The 19,492-nt window shown below is 65.2% G+C and carries 18 protein-coding genes; 12 read left to right on the forward strand and 6 right to left on the reverse strand.

Annotated elements, in window-relative coordinates; genetic code table 11:
• Positions 1-32: 32 nt before the first annotated feature.
• The gene (locus tag JJE66_RS13535) at positions 33-650 is read right to left on the reverse strand and encodes an HAD-IIIA family hydrolase (RefSeq protein ID WP_200514743.1); all 618 of its coding nucleotides are present in this window, start codon (positions 648-650) and stop codon (positions 33-35) included.
• Positions 651-793: 143 nt separating this feature from the next.
• On the opposite strand from JJE66_RS13535, the gene serA reads away from it, so the two are divergent.
• The 3 genes from serA to JJE66_RS13550 all read left to right on the forward strand — a co-directional run bounded on the left by serA (position 794) and on the right by JJE66_RS13550 (position 4,626).
• On the forward strand, positions 794-2,038 hold the full coding sequence (gene serA / locus JJE66_RS13540; RefSeq protein WP_200514744.1) for a phosphoglycerate dehydrogenase: 1,245 nt from the start codon (positions 794-796) through the stop codon (positions 2,036-2,038).
• 110 nt (positions 2,039-2,148) lie between these two features.
• Positions 2,149-3,168 carry a patatin-like phospholipase family protein gene (locus tag JJE66_RS13545; RefSeq protein WP_200514745.1) on the forward strand — a complete coding sequence of 340 codons (1,020 nt, stop codon included), beginning with the start codon at positions 2,149-2,151 and terminating at the stop codon, positions 3,166-3,168.
• A 3-nt stretch (positions 3,169-3,171) separates the two neighbouring features.
• The gene (locus JJE66_RS13550) at positions 3,172-4,626 is read left to right on the forward strand and encodes a GntP family permease (protein ID WP_200514746.1); all 1,455 of its coding nucleotides are present in this window, start codon (positions 3,172-3,174) and stop codon (positions 4,624-4,626) included.
• A 142-nt stretch (positions 4,627-4,768) separates the two neighbouring features.
• Here the strand turns inward: JJE66_RS13550 and JJE66_RS13555 are convergent, their stop codons facing one another.
• Positions 4,769-6,391, reverse strand: a complete 1,623-nt coding sequence (locus JJE66_RS13555; protein ID WP_200514747.1) for an MDR family MFS transporter — start codon at positions 6,389-6,391, stop codon at positions 4,769-4,771.
• Complete coding sequence (locus tag JJE66_RS13560; protein ID WP_200514748.1) at positions 6,333-7,589, reverse strand: HlyD family secretion protein; 1,257 nt, start codon at positions 7,587-7,589, stop codon at positions 6,333-6,335. Before JJE66_RS13560 ends, JJE66_RS13555 begins: the two co-directional genes overlap by 59 nt.
• 141 nt (positions 7,590-7,730) lie before the next feature.
• Between JJE66_RS13560 and JJE66_RS13565 the strand changes: the two genes are divergently transcribed.
• From JJE66_RS13565 to JJE66_RS13585, 5 genes are all read left to right on the forward strand, one after another.
• Positions 7,731-8,351 (forward strand): TetR/AcrR family transcriptional regulator, encoded by a 621-nt coding sequence (locus JJE66_RS13565; RefSeq protein ID WP_409362807.1) that lies wholly within the window; start codon positions 7,731-7,733, stop codon positions 8,349-8,351.
• 31 nt (positions 8,352-8,382) lie between these two features.
• The gene (locus JJE66_RS13570) at positions 8,383-8,868 is read left to right on the forward strand and encodes a MarR family winged helix-turn-helix transcriptional regulator (protein ID WP_200514750.1); all 486 of its coding nucleotides are present in this window, start codon (positions 8,383-8,385) and stop codon (positions 8,866-8,868) included.
• 12 nt (positions 8,869-8,880) lie between these two features.
• Positions 8,881-9,651 carry an enoyl-CoA hydratase gene (locus JJE66_RS13575; RefSeq protein ID WP_200514751.1) on the forward strand — a complete coding sequence of 257 codons (771 nt, stop codon included), beginning with the start codon at positions 8,881-8,883 and terminating at the stop codon, positions 9,649-9,651.
• A gap of 117 nt (positions 9,652-9,768) precedes the next feature.
• On the forward strand, positions 9,769-11,850 hold the full coding sequence (locus tag JJE66_RS13580) for a methyl-accepting chemotaxis protein (protein WP_200514752.1): 2,082 nt from the start codon (positions 9,769-9,771) through the stop codon (positions 11,848-11,850).
• A 121-nt stretch (positions 11,851-11,971) separates the two neighbouring features.
• Positions 11,972-12,913 carry a dihydrodipicolinate synthase family protein gene (locus JJE66_RS13585; RefSeq protein ID WP_200514753.1) on the forward strand — a complete coding sequence of 314 codons (942 nt, stop codon included), beginning with the start codon at positions 11,972-11,974 and terminating at the stop codon, positions 12,911-12,913.
• A gap of 109 nt (positions 12,914-13,022) precedes the next feature.
• On the opposite strand, the gene JJE66_RS13590 is transcribed toward JJE66_RS13585, so the two are convergent.
• Genes JJE66_RS13590 through JJE66_RS13600 form a run of 3 tightly spaced genes read right to left on the reverse strand, consistent with a single transcriptional unit; the run spans position 13,023 to position 15,586 of the window.
• Positions 13,023-13,721: a DUF1045 domain-containing protein gene (locus tag JJE66_RS13590; RefSeq protein ID WP_200514754.1), complete on the reverse strand. Its 699-nt coding sequence runs from the start codon at positions 13,719-13,721 to the stop codon at positions 13,023-13,025.
• Positions 13,722-13,739: 18 nt separating this feature from the next.
• A complete protein-coding gene (locus JJE66_RS13595; RefSeq protein WP_200514755.1) occupies positions 13,740-14,933 on the reverse strand; it encodes an alpha-D-ribose 1-methylphosphonate 5-triphosphate diphosphatase in 1,194 nt (397 codons plus the stop codon).
• The gene (locus tag JJE66_RS13600) at positions 14,930-15,586 is read right to left on the reverse strand and encodes a chloramphenicol acetyltransferase (RefSeq protein WP_200514756.1); all 657 of its coding nucleotides are present in this window, start codon (positions 15,584-15,586) and stop codon (positions 14,930-14,932) included. The genes JJE66_RS13595 and JJE66_RS13600 overlap by 4 nt, the downstream gene beginning before the upstream one ends.
• A gap of 183 nt (positions 15,587-15,769) precedes the next feature.
• On the opposite strand from JJE66_RS13600, the gene phnC reads away from it, so the two are divergent.
• From phnC to phnE (JJE66_RS13620), 4 genes are all read left to right on the forward strand, one after another.
• Positions 15,770-16,579, forward strand: a complete 810-nt coding sequence (phnC, locus tag JJE66_RS13605) for a phosphonate ABC transporter ATP-binding protein (RefSeq protein ID WP_200514757.1) — start codon at positions 15,770-15,772, stop codon at positions 16,577-16,579.
• A 64-nt stretch (positions 16,580-16,643) separates the two neighbouring features.
• The gene (gene phnD, locus JJE66_RS13610; RefSeq protein WP_200514758.1) at positions 16,644-17,573 is read left to right on the forward strand and encodes a phosphonate ABC transporter substrate-binding protein; all 930 of its coding nucleotides are present in this window, start codon (positions 16,644-16,646) and stop codon (positions 17,571-17,573) included.
• Between the two features lie 71 nt (positions 17,574-17,644).
• Positions 17,645-18,529, forward strand: coding sequence for a phosphonate ABC transporter, permease protein PhnE (gene phnE, locus JJE66_RS13615; protein ID WP_200514759.1), 885 nt, complete (start codon positions 17,645-17,647; stop codon positions 18,527-18,529).
• Complete coding sequence (gene phnE, locus JJE66_RS13620) at positions 18,526-19,371, forward strand: phosphonate ABC transporter, permease protein PhnE (RefSeq protein ID WP_200514760.1); 846 nt, start codon at positions 18,526-18,528, stop codon at positions 19,369-19,371. The genes phnE (JJE66_RS13615) and phnE (JJE66_RS13620) overlap by 4 nt, the downstream gene beginning before the upstream one ends.
• Positions 19,372-19,492: the final 121 nt, after the last annotated feature.

Below are 19,492 nucleotides of genomic sequence, written 5' to 3' on the forward strand. Positions count from 1 at the left end.
TCAAGCCGGTATCGGCGAACGGCCGGACCGCGTCAATCGGGCTGGCCGGCTTGTCCGTATTCCCCAGGATGGGCGATGCAGAACGCGACGGCCTCGCCAACGTCGGAAAACATCCGGTCGGGCGTCGGTGGCGCGCGATCCGAATAGCGCTCGATATCGCGGCAGGCATAGCCGGTCCGCACGCCGTAGCTCTTCAATCCCATCGCGTGGCCAGCGCCAATGTCGCGCAGGCTGTCGCCGATCAGCGCGGAACGGCTGATATCGATGTCGAAATCGGCAACCGCCCGGCGCAACAGCAGTGTTCCGGGCTTGCGGCACTCGCAGGCGATCTGGAAATCCGGCGCGCCGCCCGCTGTTCCCCGCTCCGGATGATGCGGGCAGAAATAGATGGCATCGACGAGGCCGCCGTCCTGCGCCAGCAATTCGCGAAGCCGTGCGAAAATCGTCTCGAGGCCGGCAAGGGTGACAAAGCCCTTCGCCACCTGCGCGCGGTTGGTGACGATGATGGCGAGGTAGCCCGCCTCTCGCGCCGCCCGCACGGCCCCGCCTGCGTCCGGGATCAACCGGATATCGTCCGGCCCCAGCACGCCGTGGCCGCCCGGCTCCTCGTTCAGCACGCCGTCACAGTCGAAGAAGATGGCAGGTCGCATCAGGCGGACTTTCCGGCCGGTTCGGTATGCTTTTAGTGCGTCATTTGGACGGAGCGAAGCGAAATCCCATATCCAAACCCTATTGTGCTGCGCCTCGTCCGCGGTCTAAGAGCTGCGGCAAAGCCGCCATTCATGGAGATTCTATGCCAGCCCCAGGCCAAAGCCCTGAGCGGAGCGCGAAGGCGCTGCTGCTTGAAGGTGTCAACGATAGCGCCGTGGATCTGTTCAAGAGCGCGGGCTTCACCAATGTCGAGCGTCTGACCAAGGCGCTGGACGGCGAGGCGCTGCGCCGGGCGCTCAAGGGCGTGTCGCTGCTCGGCATCCGCTCGCGCACCCAGATCACCGACGAGGTGCTGGAAGCCGCCGATGGGCTGCTCGCGGTCGGTTGCTTCAGCGTCGGCACCAACCAGGTCGATCTGCTGGCGGCACGCAAGCGCGGCATCCCCGTGTTCAACGCGCCATTCTCCAATACGCGTAGCGTCGCCGAGCTCGTGATCGGCGAGATCGTGATGCTGCTGCGGCAGATCTTTCCGCGATCGGTGTCGGCCCATGACGGCGGTTGGGACAAGTCGGCGACCGGCAGCCGCGAGGTGCGGGGCCGTACGCTCGGCATCATCGGCTACGGCAATATCGGCTCGCAGCTGTCGACGCTTGCAGAGGCGATGGGCATGCGGGTGATCTATTACGACCGCACCGACAAGCTCCGCCACGGCAACACCGAGCCGGTCGAGAAGCTGGCAGAGCTGCTGGCGCAGAGCGACGTCGTCAGCCTGCACGTGCCGGAGACGCCGGAGACCGCCGGCATGATCGGCGAGAAGCAGCTGCGGGCGATGAAGCCAGGCTCGTTCCTGATCAACAACAGCCGCGGCACCGTGGTCGATCTCGACGCGCTCGCAGGCGCGCTGCGTGACGGCCACATTGCGGGTGCCGCCATCGACGTTTTTCCGGTCGAGCCGTCGTCGAACGCGGAGCGCTTCAAGAGCCCGCTGCAAGGCCTCGCCAACGTCATCCTCACGCCGCATGTCGGCGGTTCGACCGAGGAGGCGCAGGAGCGGATTGGCGGCGAGGTGGCGCGCAAGCTGGTCGACTATTTCATCTCGGGATCGACCATGGGCGCGGTGAATTTCCCGGAGGTGCAGCTGCATTTGCGTCCCTCCGGCGTGCGCTTCAGCCACGTCCATCGCAACGTGCCGGGCATGTTGCGCCGGCTGAACGAGGTCTTCCTCCAGCGCGACATCAACATCATCGCGCAATATCTGGAGACCGCGGGCGACCTCGGCTACGTCGTGCTCGATGCCGATCTCGGTGGTCAGGATTCAGGCGCGCTGCTGGCGCAGATCCGCGCGCTCGAGGGCACGGTCGGCGCGCGCCTGGTATTCGAGCACTAGGTAGCCGTCACGTTCCGGTTGCATTGCTCGGCGTAAGCTCTCTAAACTGTATCATCTTCTGCGCGAGACAATTCGCGTCGAATTTGAGCTTCAGTTGCGTGGGTGCCGCCATGGAACGGGACGCCGTACTGATCGATCTCGCGCTTCAAGGCGGCGGTTCGCACGGCGCCTTCGCGTGGGGCGTGCTCGACCGCCTGCTGGAGGAGAAGTGGCTGACCATCGCCGCGATCTCCGGAACCTCCGCAGGTGCCATGAATGCGGCGGTGCTGGCGGATGGGTGGACGGCCGGTGGCGCCGAAGGCGCACGCGCTGCGCTCGAACAATATTGGCGCCGCGTGTCGAAGGCAGCCGCCTTCAGCCCGCTCCAGCGCTCGCCGCTCGATCGGTTGATGGGGCGCTGGACGCTCGATACATCGCCTTTCTATATCCTGACCGATTTGATGTCGCGGGTGCTCTCGCCCTACGATCTCAATCCGATGGGCTATAATCCGCTGCGCGCGGTGCTGGCGGAGAGCATCGATTTCGAACGGCTCGCGCGTTCGCCGATCAAGCTGTTCGTCACCGCGACACGAGTGCGAACCGGGCGTGGACGGATCTTCCGCAACGCCGAGATTACGGCGGACGTGCTGTTGGCATCTGCCTGCCTGCCGACCATGTTCCGCGCGATCGAGATCGACGGGGAGCCCTATTGGGACGGCGGCTATGCCGGCAACCCCACCATCACGCCGCTGGTGCGCGAGAGCGACGCGCACGACACCATCCTCGTTCAGATCAATCCGACCGAGCGGCTGGACGAGCCACGGACCGCCGCGGAGATCCTCAACCGGCTCAACGAGATTTCCTTCAACTCGCCCCTGATGAAGGAGTTGCGCATGATCGCGCTGCTGCGCCATGCCGCCGATCCCGGTGGCGGTGAAGGCGCGCGCTGGGCCAAAATGCGGACACACCGCATCAAGAGCGACATGCTGGCGAAGTTCGGCGCGTCGTCCAAGCTCAACGCGGAATGGGAGTTCGTCTCGATGTTGCGCGCCGAAGGATGTCAGGCAGCCGAGGCGTTTCTCGGCGAGCACGGCGCGGAGATCGGCCAGCGTTCGACCGCCGATCTCGATGTCCTGTTGTCGGAGTGCTGAGGCATGGGTCTTCTCGGCCTCTTCGTCGGGCTAGGTTTGCTCGTCCTGTTTGCCTTTCGCGGCTGGAGCGTACTCCTGCTCGCGCCGTTCGCTGCGCTGGTCGCCGCGTTGTTCAGCGGCGAGCCGCTGCTTGCGAACCTGACCCAGGTTTTCATGGCGAATGCGGCGGGATTTCTCGCGCAGTTCTTCCCGATCTTTCTGCTCGGCGCCGTCTTCGGCAAGCTGATGGATGACAGCGGTGCGGTGACGTCGGTTGCTGCCTTCATGGCGAAACGTCTCGGCGAGCGCCGCGTGATCCTGGCGGTGGTGTTGGCTGGTGCGATGGTCACCTATGGCGGCGTCAGCCTGTTCGTCGCGTTCTTCGTCATCGCCCCGATGGCCCGCTCGCTGTTTCGTGCCGCCGCAATTCCGCGTCGTCTGATTCCGGCCGCGATCGTGCTGGGCACGTCGACCTTCACGATGTCGGCTCTGCCTGGTACGCCGTCGATCCAGAATGCGATCCCGATGCCGTTCTTCAGCACCACGCCCTTTGCGGCGCCCGGTCTCGGCATCGTCGCTTCGCTGATCATGCTCGGCACGGGATTGTGGTGGCTGCATCGCGCCGAAGCCGCGGCGCGCCGTGCCGGGGAGGGTTATGGCGACGATGTCGAGGATGCGACTGAACGCGCCGCCGCCGACGAGCTCGTGCGCGAACGCGCGACGACGGCGCGGGAGTTCGATCCCGCGGAGCTGCAGCACGGCCATCGCAGCAGCGGGCCGTCGCCGGTTGTCAGCGCGATTGTGCCGCTGATTGTCGTCGTGGCGGTCAATCTCGTGATGTCGCTGATGGTGCTGCCGCGGCTGGACGTCGGCTATCTCGCCGAGCCGCGCTTTGGTGAAACGTCGCTCGCTGCCGTGGCGGGCGTCTGGTCGGTCGCGGTCGCCTTGACCGCAGCGATCGTCACGACGATCGTGCTGAACTGGACGCGCCTGCCGGCGTTGCGGCAGACCATGGACGCTGGCGCCAATGCTTCGGTGCTGCCTGCGTTCAGCGTCGCAAGCCTCGTCGGCTTCGGAGCAGTCGTCGCCGCGCTGCCGGCGTTCGCGCTGGTGCGCGAGTGGGTGCTCGCGATCGAAGGCGGCCCGCTGGTGTCGCTCGCGGTCGCGACCAACATCCTGGCGGCGCTGACCGGCTCGGCGTCGGGCGGTCTGACCATTGCGCTGGATGCGCTCGGCCAGACCTATGTCGAGCTTGCCGCGCGCACCGGCACCGACCTCGCACTGATGCATCGTGTTGCGGTGATCGGTTCGGGCACGCTGGACATCCTGCCGCACAATGGCGCGGTGGTCAGCCTGCTCGCGATCTGCGGCCTGACCCATCGCGACAGTTATTTTGACATCGTGATGGTGGGCATCGTGACGTCGCTCGTAGCGCTGGTGGCCGTGATCGCCCTGGGCAGCGCGCTTGGGTCGTTTTGAAGCAATGAGTGCGCAGCCGTGAGTGCTGCCTAAGCCGCTACGCGGCCCATCCACGCGTTTTCCTGCTGTACAAAGAACGTGGATGCCCGGGACGGGTCCGGGCATGACGACCTTTCCCCGCGTGTGGGAAGAGGGAGAGGACTTAGTGCGCGCCTCCGCTGCCGGCCGCCTTCACCCGCCGCGTCAGCATCACCGCGATTGCGGCCAGCACCAGCACCACGCCGATCACGGCAAAGGTGTCGGAATAGCCCATCACCAGCGCCTGGCGCTTGACCGTCTTGCCGAGCGCGATGATGGCCTGCTCGCGCGCGGCATTCGGGTCGGGCACGCCGTGGGCGATGAAGTAGTTGGTGAGCTGCGCGATCCGGGTGCGGACCTCCTCGCGGCCGAGCGTCACGGAGTGACCGATGATGTTCGAGTGGAATTGCTCGCGCTTGGTGACGATAGTAGCTAACACCGCGGTGCCGATGGCGCCGCCGAGATTACGCATCATGTTGGAGATGCCGGAGGCGGCGGGCGCGTCTTGCGGCGCAACGCTGCCGAGGCTCAGCGCAGACAGCGGCGCCAGCGTCAAGGCCTGGCCCACGGCGCGCACGACGTTGGGAATGAAGAACTGATCGCCGGAATAGTCGAGCGACATCTGAATATTCAGGAACGAGCTCACGGCGAACAGCAGCAGGCCGACCGTTGCGATGTAGCGCGTGTCGAACCGCTGCATCAGTTTCGGCACCAGCGGAATCAGCAGTAGCTGCGGCAGGCCGGTCCAGGCCAGTACGTTGCCGATCTGCTCGGCATTATACCCTTGCACCTGGCCGAGATAGGCCGGCAGCAGATAGACCGAGCCGAACAGCGCGAAGCCGAGGAACACTGCGGCGATCGTGCCGACGCCGAAATTCCACTGCGTCAGCAGGCGCAGCCGCAGCAGCGGCTTCTCGACCACCAGCTCGTTATAGATGAACAGCGACAGGCTGACCGCGGCGATGATCGCGAGCCGCACGATGAAGGGCGAGCCGAACCAGTCGTCCTTGTTGCCTTCCTCGAGCACCGCCTGAAGCGAGGCCAGGCCGATCACCATGGTCGCGATGCCGAACCAGTCGCCTTCGCGCAACAGTCCGAGGTTGATTGGCTGACGCTCAAGTGTAAAGAAGAGGATGGTCACCATAATCGCGGTGGGCAGCACGTTAACATAGAAGATGGTCTGCCAGCCGTAGTTCTCGGTGAGAAAGCCGCCGATGGTCGGGCCGATCGCGGGCGCGAAGGTCACGGCGAGCGAGAACATGGCAAGGCCGATCGGCTGCTGGCCCTTCGGCAGCTTGGTGAAGACAAGTGTGAAGGCCATCGGGATCAGCACGCCGCCGAAGAAGCCCTGGAAACCGCGCATCGCGATCATCGAGGGCAGATCGTGGGTGAAGGCGCAGGCCACCGAGAAGGCCGCAAACAGCGTCGCGAAGCTCAGCATGATGTTGCGGAACGAGAACACCCGCGACAGATAGTCGGTCAGCGGAATCACGATGATCTCGCCGATCAGATACGACGTCGAGATCCAGGATCCGTTGTCGACGCCGGTACCGATGCCGCCCTCGATATTGAGCAGCGAGGCGTTGGTGATCTGGATGTTCAGGATCGCCATGAAGGCGCCGATCATCGCCGCGAACACGGCGATCCAGATCGTGGCACTGGCGCGATTGGGATCGGCTACGACGCGCTCAGGCGTCGCGGCCGGTGTTGCTCGTGCTGGCGTCGAGATTGAGATGCTGTTTGACATGGCACGACCCTCCGGAAACAAGCTTTGCTTTCGCCTTAGACGTCGCCTTGGGCGTCGTTGCCGCTTGCGCGGTCGGCGCTGAACGGGTTGCGATCGTCGGGATCACGGACATGCCAGGCCGCAGCTCGATCGCAGGCTGCGTCTCGGCATCCAGCGCGATCTTCACGGGGATGCGCTGCACGACCTTGGTGAAATTGCCGGTGGCGTTGTCCGGCGGCAGCAGGGCGAACTCCTGGCCGCTGGCCGGCGCGATGGAATCGACGTGACCGTGCACGACCTGGCCCGGGAACGTGTCGACCTCGATCTCGACCTCTTGTCCCGCGCGGACCTGGGTGAGTTGGGTCTCCTTGAAATTGGCGACCACATAGGCGCCCTCGGCCGGCACGATCGACATCAGCTGGGTTCCGGCCTGCACATATTGGCCGACGCGGAGCGTGCGGTTGCCGATGACGCCGTCGATCGGGGAGACGATCGTGGTATAGCCGAGATTGAGCTCGGCCTGGTGCTGAAGTGCGGCCGCGCGGGCGGCCGCAGCGTTGGCCTGCGCGATCTCGGCCTTCAGCAGCTCGACCTGCTTGAGGGCGGAGGCGAGATTGGCGGTATCGCGCTGGATCGCGGCCTCGGCGCCGGCGTTGCGCGACTGCGCCTGCTGGGCGTTCTGCACGCTGCCATAGCCGGTCGCGGCGAGATCCGTGTAGCGCTTGTTCTCTTGCTGGGCGAAGGTCTTCGCGGCGGTGTCGACGTCGATGGTCGCTCTCGCCGCGGCGATCACCGCGTCCTGAACATCGAGCTGCGCCCGCTTGCTCGTGATCGTCGCATTCGCAGCCGCGACATCGGCTCTGGCCTGGTCGAGCGCGACGCGGAAGTCGCGGTCGTCGATGCGAGCCAGCACCTGGCCGGCCTTCACATGCTCGTTATCGCCGACCACGACGCGGTCGAGATAGCCGCTGACCTTCGGCGCGATGGTGGTGTTGTCGGCCTTCACATAGGCGTCATCGGTGGAGACGAGGAAGCGGCCGACGGTCCAGTAATCGTAACCGTACCAGCTCGCCCCGGCGAGGGTCAGGGCGGCCACCCCCGCCAGCAACAGCTTGCGAAGGTTCAGCTTTCGGCGCGGCACGGTGGGCAGGACGCCCTCCGGAGCCGCGGTTGGAACCACGTTGGCTTCAATCTTGGACGGGTTGGCGTGCGCGGTCATGGCCGGCTCCCTGAATTAGGAAACTTGACGATTTCCAAAATAGGACTAGCTTCGGGATAGTCAATGGAATGACAGGCATCATTTAAAAACATGGCTCAGGCAAAATCGGAAAGTGAGTGCCGCCCGCGCGGGCGGCCGCCGGTGCGCAGCGACGACGAGACGAAGCAGATCGTCTTCGAGGCCGCCCGGCACGCCTTCGCCGTCGACGGTTATGCCGCGACCAGCACCGAAGCGCTGGCACGCGCCGCCGGCATCTCGACCAAAACGCTGTATCGTTTATTTCCAGGCAAGGCGGCGCTGTTCGAGGCGATGTGCGCGGACCGGCTCGAGCAGCTGTTGTCCGCCGTCGACCTCCAGGCGAGCGGCGACGTCGATATCGAGACGGGGCTGCGCGCTGCGCTGCTCGCCTGCGCCGATCTCGCGCTCGATCCAGAGGTCGTGGCGTTGCAGCGCATGGTGTTGCAGGAGTCCGCCGCATTCCCCGATCTCGCCGCCAATTTCTACAAGAACGGCATTTCCCGCACCGTCACGGCACTCGCGCGCTGGCTGCGCGTGCAGGTGAAAAAGAAGCTCATCATGCTCGACGATGTCGACGAGGCCGCCGGCATCCTGATCGGCATGGTCGCATCGGCGCCGCAGCGCGCGGCGATCTACGGCGGTCTGCCCTTGCCGTCGCGGAAGGACATCGCGCGGCGCGTGCGCAATTGCGCGGTCCTGTTCCTGAACGGTTGCCGCGCCGCGCCGGACCAGCGGCCCCTTTGACAATCCTCTCCGCCGCCGCTATCTATTTCGCATGCGAAATAATGGGACCACAGCGGGGCGCCATCGGCTGATCTATCTGTTGAGCGTCGCGCAACGGCGGTTGCAGCGCTGGATGGCCGCCCAGCCCGGGAATGAGGTCACGCCGGCGCAGGCGGGGTTGTTGTTCATTCTCGGCAAGCAGGACGGCGTCTTGATGGGCGAGGCAGGGGCGGCGCTCGATCTCGGGCCGGCCGGCATAACCGGCCTCGTCGATCGCAGTGCCGCGGCGAAGCTGGTCGAGCGGCGGGCCGATCGCGAGGATGGACGCGCCTGGCGGGTCTGGTTGACGCCGAAGGGGCGAACCGCGCTGGCGCAGGCAAAGGCCGGCACGGCGGCAGTCAATGCGGCGCTGACGGACGGGTTTACCAGCGCGGAGATCGACATCGTCGCGCGCTGGCTGACGAGCATTCAGCACAAGTTTCCAAGAGACGCTGCAAGAGACACAACAAGAGACCCGACAACAGATCCAGAGGAATAACAGGAGAGAGCCATGACCGAGCATGTCCGGATCGAGAACCAGGGCGGAATTCTCACCCTCACGCTGGCGCGCCCCGACAAGAAGAATGCGCTGACGGACGCGATGTACGGCAAGCTCGCCGACACCATCGAATCCGCCGAGTCCGATCCGTCCGCGCGCGTGCTGCTGATCCGCGGCGAGGGCGATATGTTCACTGCCGGCAACGATGTCGGCGAGTTTGCAGCCGTGGCGAGCGGCAAGTCCGAGGGTAGCCGCAATGTCGGCCGTTTCATCCAGTCGCTGGCGCGTTGCACCCGTCCGCTGGTTGCGGCGGTGCAGGGCCGCGCCGTCGGGGTCGGCACCACGATGCTGCTGCATTGCGATCTCGTCGTGCTCGCCGAAAATACTCAGTTGTCGACGCCCTTCGTCAGCCTCGCGCTGGTGCCGGAGGCCGCGTCGAGCCTGCTGATGCCGGCGCGCATCGGCTATGCCCGTGCCTATGAAATGTTTGCGCTCGGCGAGACCGTGTCGGCCAAGGCCGCGCTGGAATGGGGACTTGTCAACCGCGTGGTGCCGCTCGACAAGCTTGATGCCGAAGCGCTCGCGCTCGCCCAGCGTCTGGCCCGGCAGCCGGCCGGTGCGCTGACTGCGACCAAGAAGCTGATGCGCAACGGCGAGGCGCTGGTCGCGCAGATGCAGGCCGAGGGCGAACAGTTCGCACGGCGCCTGCGCACAGCGGAGGCGCGCGAGGCCTTCACCGCCTTTGCCGAGCGGCGTCCACCGGATTTCACGAAAGTTTCGTGACACCAGGGCTGCCCGAATGCGGGCAGCCGGAACCGCCTCGATTCGACTAAAACCTTAACGGAACATTGGCATGTCGCGGTGCAAGGTGGCCTCTCGTGAAGAGTAGGCCCCTGACCCATGTCCATGTTTAAGAAATCGGTAAGTTCGCTTCTCCTGGTGTTGATGGCCCTGCTGGCGGCCGGTGCGCTCGCCAGCACGGCGATCCAGATGGTCGGGGCCTTCGGCCGCTACAGCGACAGTCTCGAGACCGCACGGCTCGCCGCCGCCGACAAGGCGATATTCCACGGCGTGCTGTCCTTGCGCAACAATCGCGGCGATGCCCAGAGCGCCATCCTCGGTGACGACGATCCGCGCGCCAAGCTCGGCGAAGCGGAGAAGGCCGAGCAGGGCGGCTATGACGGCATCGGGGCTGCGCTCGCCACTGTCGATTTCGCCCGCCGCGACGAGCTCGCAAGCACGCTCAAGCAGCGTTGGGGTGAGGCCTCACCGCAATTCCAGCTGTTCTACGCCGAGGCCAAGCTTCCGCGCGCCGAGCGCAAGATCGAGCGGACCAACTCCTGGTACAATGCCGTCACCAAGGTGATCGACACGGCCAACCTGGCCTCCACCGCGGTGTCGAACCGTGCCTGGATGAACGATCCCTTCATCGCCCGCATGATCCAGATCCGCCGTCTCGCCTGGCAGGTGCGCGACCGCTACGGAATCCATTGTTCGATGCTGCGTTCGAACGTCAACGGCAGCAAGCCGCTCGACGACACCCAGAAGCGGTTGCTGGCGCAATGGGACGGCACCATCGCCTCCGGCTGGTCCGGCATGGCCGAACTGCTGGCCGCGCCCGACGTGACGGCGGAATTGGTGACCGCAGCCACGGACGCGAAGATCAAGACCGAGGGCGTGCTCAAGCAGATCGGCGAGATCACCAAGAACTTTGACGGCAGCGGCAAGCCCGCGATGCCTGCCTCGGAGTGGAACACGCTGTGCCAGTCGCCGTTCCCGCTCATCGTCGCGGTCGCGACCAAGGCGCTGGACCAGTCGATCGCCCGGGCCGAGACCGTGCAGGCGAAGGCGCTGACCAACCTTGTGATCCAGTCGCTTGCCTTCCTTCTGGCGCTCGCCGTGACCTTGACGGGCGTCTACGTCGTGCGCAATCGCCTGATGCGCCCGGTCCGTGCCATCCTGGACGCCATCGCGCGAATCAGCGCCCGCGATTATGCGACACCGGTTCCGCAATCCAGATATCCCGACGAGTTCGGCACCATGGCCGCTGCACTCGAAAGCCTGCGCGAAAGTGCGGCAACCGCGGAGCGGTTGGGCCAAGAGCGCGAATCGCAGCAGGCGCTCCAGCTCGCGCGCTCCGGCACCGTGGACGAGGCCTGCCGCAGCTTTGACGACACCGTGCAGGCGGTCATCCACAGCGTTGCGGCGTCGGCGAAGGAACTCGACGCCACCGCGACCGATGTGCGCACGCTGGTGTCGGAATCGAGCACCCAGACGGCTGCCGTCGCTTCGTCCGCCGAGCAGGCCACCAACAATCTCGAGACCATCGCGGCTGCGACCGAGGAGCTTTCGGCCTCGGTCGGCGAAATCTCTGCACAGGTGCAGGCCAGCGCACGCGACGCGCGCGAAGCGGTGTCGCAGGTGGCGCAGACCAACGCCACGGTCGAGATCCTCGACCAGACCGCGAGCCGCATCAGCGAAGTCGTGAAGATGATCCACGCCATCGCCGGCCAGACCAACCTGCTCGCGCTCAACGCGACCATCGAGGCGGCCCGCGCCGGCGAAGCCGGCCGTGGCTTTGCGGTGGTTGCCGGCGAAGTCAAAAGCCTCGCGGCGCAGACCGCGACCGCGACGGAAGAAATCTCGCGTCAGGTCGAGGAGATCCAAGGTGCGACCGGGCAGGCGGTCGCCGCCATCCGCTCGATCGGCGGTGCCATCAGCGGTATCGACGAGAAGATGACCGCGATCGCCGCTGCCGTCGAACAGCAGCGCGCGGCCACCACCGAAATCTCGCGCAACTTCCAACATGCCGCCCAGGGCACCCGCGAGGTCACCGACACCATCGGCAGCGTCGCCAAGCTCAACCAGGAGACCGGCAACGCCGGCACGGTACTGTCCCAGTCGGTGACGAAGATGTCGGCCGACGCAGACCGCCTGCGCGTCGCGGTCGAGGGCTTCCTCGGCGCGGTGAAGACCGCATAGCTTTCATCCCCTGTTCCAACGGCGCGCGGATCGGCATTGCCGCCGATCCGCGCGGCGGGTACATCTGTGACGCCGCGAAGGCGGCGATAGACGTAAGAGAACATCAGGGATGGAGAATTCGATGCCGGTCACGCCACACCATAAAGCCCAGCGCCCCTATCGCGGCGTGTTCCCGGTGGCGCCCACCATCTTCGACGAGCGCGGCGAGCTCGATCTCGACGGACAGCGCCGCTGCATCGATTTCATGATCGATGCCGGCTCGCACGGTCTCTGCATCCTCGCCAATTTCTCCGAGCAGTTCGTGCTGACCGATGCCGAGCGCGAGGCCGTGATGCATGCGGTGCTGGAACAGGTCGCGGGTCGCGTGCCCGTGATCGTCACCACCACCCATTTCAGTTCGGCCGTCTGCGCGGCGCGCAGCAAGCAGGCCGAGGCCGCCGGTGCCGCCATGGTCATGGTCATGCCGCCCTATCATGGCGCCACCTTTCGCGTGCCCGAGAAGGGCGTCGTCGAGTTCTTCAAAGTGCTGTCGGGCGCGATCGACATCCCGATCATGATCCAGGACGCGCCGGTCGCGGGCACGCCGCTGTCGGTCGAGCTGCTGGCGCGGCTGGCCCGCGACTACTCCAACATCCGCTACTTCAAGATCGAGGTGCCCGGCGCCGCTGCAAAGCTCCGCAGCCTGATCGAGGCAGGCGGCAAGGATGTCGAAGGTCCCTGGGACGGCGAGGAGGCGATCACGCTGATGGCCGACCTCGATGCCGGGGCGACCGGCGCGATGACCGGCGGCGGCTACCCCGACGGCATCCGCCAGATCATCGATCCCTATTTCGCGGGTGATCGGGAGAAGGCGAAGGCCGCCTATGAGCGCTGGCTGCCGTTGATCAATTACGAGAACCGCCAATGCGGCCTGATCGCCTGCAAGGCGATGATGCAGGCCGGCGGCGTGATCAAGTCGGATGCGGTGCGCCATCCCCTCCAGCCGCTGCATCCGGCGACGCGGGCGGGACTGCTGGAACTGGCCAAGGAACGCGACGCGTTGGCGCTGCGGTGGGGGAAGTAGGTCTCTCTACTGTCGTTGCGAGGAGCTCTTGCGACGAAGCAATCCAGACCATCACCGCGGATAATTCTGGATTGCTTCGCTTCGCTCGCAATGACGGAGTTTGTTGAGACTAACGGGCCAGCTTCCACTCGTCGACGATGCGGAATCTCGCCTTGGCATCATCCTGCCTGAACAGCGCGATGCGATCGATCGCCAGCGTATCGAGCTTCAGCCCCGCAAACTTCGCCCGCAGCATCTCCAGAATCGGCCCGCGCCGTTCCGCATCCAGCCGACCCGTCAGGGTCATGTGGAAGCGGAATTCTTCCATCACGTAAGGATAGCCCCAGCGATCGAGATAATCGCGCTGGCGCTCGCTGAGTTTTTCGGGCTTTCGGCGCGCGCGGTCTTCCGCCGTGAGGGCCGTGCGAAAGGAATCGAAATCGCGGACGCAATCCGCAGCGAGCCGCTGAAGCTCGGAGACCGGCTCTCCCGGGATCACAGCAACAAAACCGCTGATGGAATCGACCACGGGGCGGATCACCGGGATCTGGCGCGCCTTTCCGGCGAATATCGCGCAGGCCGCCACGAACTCGGCCTCGGTCTTGCCGGGTGCCAGCGCCATCGGCGCTTTCAGCGTGCCGTGAAAGCCATATTTGCGGGGATCGGCGGTGATGTCGTGCCAGTCAGGTGCGACATGCAACGCGTCCTGCGGAAATGAAACCTCGTCACCGGTATAGGCATCGTAGCCCAACAGCCCGGCGCCGAAGCGGGATAGCGCGTGGTCGGCACCGGCGGCATAATAGATCGCGTAGCGGGGGAAGCCTATCATCGTCCGAGCATAGCCAATTTATGCCGCGACGACAGTCTCGCGCGGCGTCGCCGCCGTGGCGAGCAGCCGCGTCGCATCGGTCAGGTGCACGAGCCGGCCCGCGGCGATCACCGCGACCAGCCGCGGCCGCAGCGGCGCGCTGTCGTCGACGAGCAGGATGTCGGCGCGACGGCCTGCGGCGAGCGTCCCGCGGTCGGTCAGGCCGGTGGCTTGTGCCGGCGCTGCCGAGACCAGCTTCCAGGATTCCGTCAGTGGTAGCACGCCATCGGCAGCGAGCCGGAATGCGGCGAGCAGCGGTGCCGGATAATAATAATCGGAGGCCAGCACCGAGCAGAGCCCTTGCGCGATCATGTCCGAGGCCTTGGTCCAGCCGGTGTGGCTGCCGCCGCGCACCACGTTCGGTGCGCCGTAGACGATGGCGTCGCCGGCGGCCGCGGCCTCCCGCGCCGTCTTTTCGGTGATCGGAAATTCTGCGAGCATCACGCCCATGGCCCGAAAGCCCTGCCGCATCGCCGGCGTCGCATCGTCATGCGAGAGCATCCGCACCTCGGCGCGACGTGCCGCCGCCGCGAGCCGGGCGATCGACGCCGGAACCTCGGCGGCGCGCGACACGATGTGCGCGACCAGGCTGTCGAACTCCTCGCTCGACAGGCCAGTGCGCTCCACCATGCGGTTACGCTTGCGGGGCTTGGCCATGTCACCGATGGTGCCGTCCATGTGGTCGTTGAAGGCAAACAGGTCGACGCGGCCCTCGGCGAGCCACTGGGCGATCTCGGCCTCGGCATCGAGATTGTAGGTCTCGTGCCGCAGATGGAAGCGGGTGTCGGCGGCGAACTGCGGACGCTGCCGTTCAATCGCCTCCAGCAGGCGCCGCGCATTGTCGCCGCTGCGCAGGCCAGGCTCCCACGACCAGGTCGTGGCGTGAAACACCGTGGTGATGCCGTTGCTGATGACCTGGCGGTCGGTGTCGGCGAGCGCGACGTCGATCGGAAAGTCGACGCCGGCGCGCGGCATCATCTGCCGCTCGAAGGCATCGCCATGAATGTCGACGATGCCGGGCAGCACCAGCAGGTTGCGCGCATCGATCGCCAGCCGTGCGCGGCCGCGCGATGCCTCGATCTGCGTAATGTCCGTTCCGGATACCGCGAGTGAGGTTTCGACAAGCTCGGAGCCGATCAGGGTCCGGCCACCCTCGATGAAAATGTCTGTCACGCGACCGCGCTTCGTTTGCTGGCAGAGGAATGTTCCCCTGCTTCGTATGTCGTCAGGAAATCTTCAATCGCGAGCTTGCGGAAATCGGGCAGTGCCGCACGCAATTTGTCGTGATCCCAGTCCCACCATGCCAGCATGGCAAGCCGTCCGGCAACCTCTTCCGAAAACCGGCGGCGGACGATGCGCGCCGGATTGCCGGCAACGATGGTATAGGCCGGCACGTCCTTGATGACGATGGCGCCGGCCGCGATCACCGCGCCGGTGCCGATGTTGCGACCCGGCAGCACGATCGCGCCATGGCCGATCCAGACGTCATGGCCGATGTGAACATGGTGCTGGCGCCGCCAGTCGAAGAAGTCGGTGTCGTCGCTCTCGCCCGGGAAGTAGGCGCTCGAGCGGTAAGTGAAGTGCGCTTGCGTCACGCGGTGCATCGGGTGATTGCCGGGATTGATGCGGGTCATCGCCGCGATCGAGCAGAACTTTCCGATGGTCGCGTAGGTGATCTGCGCGTCGTTCACGACGTAGGAGTAATCGCCCATCGCGACTTCATGCAGGATCGTGCGCGCGCCGACTTCGGTATAGGCGCCGAGCCTGGTCTCGTGCAGCTTCGCGGAAGCGTCGATGGTCGGTTCGACCGAAAGCACCTTGGCCATGTTGCATCCGAAAGCTCGAGGGCGGGCGCTCGTCTTCGAGTGGCTCGATGACAATATCATGACGACACAATGACAAACGATGACAGGGATGAGCTGTGTAGGATCGCCGCACCGCAGCGCGGGTGTCACACAAGTGTCAAGCGCCGGCGCTAGCGGTGGCTCCCAGCTACTCTGGAGCCCTGCATGCTGGTGGTGGAAGGTCTGACGTGCCGCTTCGGCGCAAAAGCCGCGGTGGACGACGCCTCGTTTCAAATCTCCCCCGGCGGCTTCGTCGGTGTGATCGGGCGCTCCGGCGCTGGCAAGTCGACCTTGCTGCGAACCATCAACCGTCTGGCGACGCCGACGCAGGGTCGTATCCTGTTCGACGGCCTCGACGTCACTGCGCTGCGCGGCAAGGAGCTGCGGCAGTGGCGGGCCCGGTCGGCGATGATCTTTCAGCAGTTCAACCTGGTCGGGCGGCTCGACGTGCTGACCAATGTGCTGATGGGGCGTCTTGCCACGATGCCGGCCTGGCGCTCGCTGTCGCAGATCTGGCCAGAGCACGACAAGGCGCTGGCGATGTCGGCGCTCGAACAGTTCGACATCGCCGCGCTCGCGGCCCAGCGTGCCGATCAGCTCTCCGGCGGCCAGCAGCAGCGCGTCGCGATTGCGCGGGCGCTGGTGCAGCAGCCCGACATCATCCTCGCCGACGAGCCGATCGCCTCGCTCGACCCGCGCAACACCAAGATCGTGATGGATGCGCTTTTGCGCATCAACAAGCATTTCGGCATCACAGTGCTCTGTAATCTGCATTCGCTCGACCTGGCGCGCAGCTATTGCGACCGCCTGATCGGCATGGCGCAGGGCCGCGTGGTGTTCGACGGCGTGCCGTCCGCGCTGACCGACCTTGTCGCGCGTGAGCTCTACGACCTCGAAGCCGCCGACGTCATGGGCGGTACACCTGCTCCGGCGCCCGAGGGTGTTCCGGCACTTGGTACGGCTGCGGCGGCGTGAGCCGCGCCGCATCCGTTATTGCCATTTTTTTCGTCAACCGAACCCAACCGATGAAGAGGGTATTATGATCACTCGCAGACTCATTCTCGCCGGCGCAGCCGCGCTCACCTTCGCAGGATCCGCTTCCGCCGAGGACTGGAAAGCCAAATATCCGGAGATCACCTTCGCCGTGATCCCGGCCGAGAACGGCTCCGGCGTCACCGAGCGCTACGGGCCCTTCGTCAACTATCTGTCGAAGGAACTCGGCGTAAAGGTGACGCTCCGCGTCGCCAACGACTACGCCGCAGTCATCGAGGGCCAGCGCGCCGGCAACATCCAGATCGGCTATTACGGCCCGGCCTCGTTCGCCCGCGCCCGCCTGACCGGCGTCAAGACCGACGCCTTCGTCATCGACGTCAATGCCGACGGCTCGAAGGGCTATTACTCGGTGTTCTATGTGCTGGCGAAGTCGCCGTACCAGAAGATCGAGGACCTCAAGGGCAAGAATCTCGGCCTGGTCGACCCGAACTCGACCTCGGGCAACAACATGCCCCGGTTCAAGCTGAACGCGATGGGCATCGATCCCGACGCCTACTTCTCCAAGGTCGTCTTCACCGGCAGCCACGAGAATGCCGTGCTGGCGCTGGCACAGGGCACCGTCGATGTCGCTGCCAACTGGTGGAACGCCGACGACGATTCCAACCTGACCCGCATGCTCAACAAGGGCATGGTGAAGTCAACCGACGGCACCGTGATGAAGAAGGAAGACTTCCGCATCATCGTGAAGTCCGAACTCATCATCAACTCGCCCTACGCCTATCTCAGCGATCTGCCCGACGACATGAAGGCCGCGATCAAGAAAGCCTTCCTCGACGCGGCGCAGAAGGATCCCGAGGCGTTCAAGAAGCTCTCCGACGGCAAGAACAAGCCGTGGGAGCCGATCGCCAACGACGACTACAACAAGACCATCGAGCTGATTAAGTTCGTCGACGCTTTGCGCAAGAAGGCATCCTGATTTCGTCGGGACGACGCACCTCGAGCCGGGTCGATGGACCCGGCTCTTTTTCTTGATGGACCCTGTCATCGATGACGATTGCGGTTGCGATCCTACCCGAGCAGCAGCTCGCCGCCCTCAACGCCGCCTACCGCAAGGCGGTTGCGCGCAAACGTCTGCGGTTGCTGGCAGGCCTCGCTCTATTCGTGGCTGCGCTGATCGTGGCCTCGATCGGCGCCGAGGTCAATCTGCGCACCCTCTTCACCTATTTCGGTCATTTCATCAGCTATTTCGATCGCATCCTCACCCTCGACAGCGGACAACGGGTCTGGACCAATTTCGGCGAGTGGTTCTGGGGCTGGCACAAGTGGCTAAAACTGCTCGGCGAGACGCTGTTGATCAGCTATGTCGGCACGCTGATCGGCGCCGTCCTCGCCTTCCTGCTCAATTTCTTCGCGGCTGAAAACACCTCGCCTGCCATCTGGCTGCGCTTCACGGTGCGGCGCCTGCTTGAATTCGCCCGCACCGTGCCCGGCATCGTCTTCGCGCTGATCTTCGTGATCGCCTTCGGGCTCGGGCCGATGGCGGGCGTGCTCGCGATTGCCATTCACTCCACCGGCGCGCTCGGCAAGCAGTTCTCGGAGATCGTCGAGAACGCCGACATGAAGCCGGTCGAGGGCATCCGCTCCACCGGTGCGAGCTGGGTATCCTGCATGCGCTTTGCGATCCTGCCGCAGGTCTCGGCCGGCTATGCCAGCTACGCGCTGTTGCGCTTCGAGATCAATGTCCGCGAGGCCTCGGTGATGGGCTTTGTCGGCGCCGGCGGCATCGGACAGGAGCTGATCGTCGCGATCCGCAAGTTCTACTATTCCGACGTCAGCGCCATCCTCGTGACCATCATCGTGACCGTCTTCCTGATCGACATCACGACTGGCTGGGTGCGCGGCCGCCTGTTCGGCAGGGAGGCGCGGACGTGAGCAAGCCGCCGCAAGTCGACACCGCGCAGATCCGCGCGCGCTATCCCGATGTCTTCAACCGGCCGGCGTCGTCGCGTCTGGCGACGCCCTCGATGCTCGTCGCTGCGCTCGCGATCTTCGCATTCGGCCTGGTCGATCTCGATTTTTCGCCGTCTCGCCTGATCTCGGGGTTGAGCCAGCTCGGCTGGATCAGCATGATGATGATTCCGCCCGATCCGGGCTCGTCGCTGCCGCTGTACTTGAAGGCAATGGGCGAGACGCTGTCGATTGCGCTGCTCGGCACCACGCTGGCGGCGCTGCTGGCGCTGCCGGTCAGCCTGTTTGCTGCGCGCAATGTCGTGCCGGGCATCGTCCGCTTTCCCATCCGGCGTTTCCTCGATTCGATCCGCGGCGTCGATACGCTGATCTGGGCGCTGGTCTGGATCAACGTCGTCGGCCTCGGCCCGTTCGCCGGCGTGCTCGCGATCGCGGTGTCTGATTTCGGCGCCTTCGGAAAGCTGTTCTCGGAGGCGATCGAGGGCGCCGACCAGAAGCAGGTCGAGGGCATCCGCGCCTCCGGCGGCAGCGCGCTGCACGAAATCCGCTTCGGCCTGATGCCGCAGGTGCTGCCGGTGATCGCCGGCCAGGTGCTCTATTTCATCGAGTCGAACACACGCTCAGCCACCATCATCGGCATTGTCGGTGCCGGCGGCATCGGTCTCCAGCTCGCCGAACAGATCCGCGTGCTGGAATGGCAGAAAGTGTCGTTCCTGATCCTGATGATCTTGATTGCGGTCGCCGCGATCGATTTCATCTCGGGCAAGCTGCGCTTCGCGATCATTGGGCGGCGGGCGATCGCCTGAGCAAAGGTGCCGTAGGGCGGGTTAGCCGGAGGCGTAACCCACCATTGTCTATTTCCACGGAGACAGAAGAGGTGGGTTACGCCTTCGGACTGCGCTTCGCGCAGCCGAGGGCTAACCCACC

Origin of the sequence: Bradyrhizobium diazoefficiens (genome assembly GCF_016612535.1) — a bacterium.
GTDB lineage: Bacteria > Pseudomonadota > Alphaproteobacteria > Rhizobiales > Xanthobacteraceae > Bradyrhizobium > Bradyrhizobium diazoefficiens_C.

Excerpts from the sequence above, each read along its gene's own strand:
- JJE66_RS13535 (WP_200514743.1), bottom strand. The coding sequence starts at position 650 with ATGCGACCTGCCATCTTCTTCGACTGTGACGGCGTGCTGAACGAGGAG.
- JJE66_RS13570 (WP_200514750.1), top strand. The coding sequence starts at position 8,383 with ATGCGAAATAATGGGACCACAGCGGGGCGCCATCGGCTGATCTATCTG.
- JJE66_RS13575 (WP_200514751.1), top strand. The coding sequence starts at position 8,881 with ATGACCGAGCATGTCCGGATCGAGAACCAGGGCGGAATTCTCACCCTC.
- JJE66_RS13590 (WP_200514754.1), bottom strand. The coding sequence starts at position 13,721 with ATGATAGGCTTCCCCCGCTACGCGATCTATTATGCCGCCGGTGCCGAC.
- serA (WP_200514744.1), top strand. The coding sequence starts at position 794 with ATGCCAGCCCCAGGCCAAAGCCCTGAGCGGAGCGCGAAGGCGCTGCTG.
- phnC (WP_200514757.1), top strand. The coding sequence starts at position 15,770 with ATGCTGGTGGTGGAAGGTCTGACGTGCCGCTTCGGCGCAAAAGCCGCG.
- JJE66_RS13555 (WP_200514747.1), bottom strand. The coding sequence starts at position 6,391 with ATGTCAAACAGCATCTCAATCTCGACGCCAGCACGAGCAACACCGGCC.
- JJE66_RS13585 (WP_200514753.1), top strand. The coding sequence starts at position 11,972 with ATGCCGGTCACGCCACACCATAAAGCCCAGCGCCCCTATCGCGGCGTG.
- JJE66_RS13600 (WP_200514756.1), bottom strand. The coding sequence starts at position 15,586 with ATGGCCAAGGTGCTTTCGGTCGAACCGACCATCGACGCTTCCGCGAAG.
- JJE66_RS13580 (WP_200514752.1), top strand. The coding sequence starts at position 9,769 with ATGTCCATGTTTAAGAAATCGGTAAGTTCGCTTCTCCTGGTGTTGATG.
- phnE (WP_200514759.1), top strand. The coding sequence starts at position 17,645 with ATGACGATTGCGGTTGCGATCCTACCCGAGCAGCAGCTCGCCGCCCTC.
- JJE66_RS13550 (WP_200514746.1), top strand. The coding sequence starts at position 3,172 with ATGGGTCTTCTCGGCCTCTTCGTCGGGCTAGGTTTGCTCGTCCTGTTT.
- JJE66_RS13545 (WP_200514745.1), top strand. The coding sequence starts at position 2,149 with ATGGAACGGGACGCCGTACTGATCGATCTCGCGCTTCAAGGCGGCGGT.
- phnD (WP_200514758.1), top strand. The coding sequence starts at position 16,644 with ATGATCACTCGCAGACTCATTCTCGCCGGCGCAGCCGCGCTCACCTTC.
- JJE66_RS13560 (WP_200514748.1), bottom strand. The coding sequence starts at position 7,589 with ATGACCGCGCACGCCAACCCGTCCAAGATTGAAGCCAACGTGGTTCCA.